At 69.5% G+C, this 521-nt stretch carries 1 protein-coding gene; it reads left to right on the plus strand.

Annotated elements, in window-relative coordinates; all coding sequences use genetic code 11:
- Positions 1 to 125: 125 nt before the first annotated feature.
- A complete protein-coding gene (locus tag PV341_RS45275; protein WP_500361090.1) occupies positions 126 to 515 on the plus strand; it encodes a PH domain-containing protein in 390 nt (129 codons plus the stop codon).
- Positions 516 to 521: the final 6 nt, after the last annotated feature.

Consider the following 521-nt stretch of genomic DNA (forward strand, 5'->3'; position numbering starts at 1 on the left):
CTCGGTGGCCCGGAGATGTTTATAAGAGTCAGGGTTGGGGCGACCAGGGTGGGGCCCCGGTGGGGGGTGGGGGGGGGGGGGGGGCGGCTCGTGCGGCGGGCTTCCTGCTCCCGGCGGTCCTGGGCGTGAAGGCGCTCGTCGGCTGGGCCGGCTGGATCTCCTCGCCGGAAGCGGCGACGGCCCGGTCGGCCGGGCTGTCGTCGGGATTCGCCGTCGGCGTCTCGTTGTTCTTCTGGTGGTTCGTCCACAGGGTCCGGCTCGAGGTCGGCCCGGCCGGGATCGTGGCGGTCAATCCGTGGGGCACCCACCGCCTGGGGCTGGACGAGGTGGCTTGGGTGCGGCTCGGTGCCTGGGGTGCGGAGTTCCATCACGGGGACGGCTTCAAGACCACGGCGTACGCGCTCAGCGAGCTGGCCGCAGGCACGTCGCAGGTCCGGCGTTTCGCCGAGCTGCAGGCCGTTCTGGGAGCGTTCTCTTTTACACATTGGACACTTCCGAGGAAATCCAGTTGTTAATATTCG

It is taken from the genome of Streptomyces sp. PA03-1a (genome assembly GCF_033792805.1).
Taxonomy (GTDB): Bacteria; Actinomycetota; Actinomycetes; order Streptomycetales; family Streptomycetaceae; genus Actinacidiphila.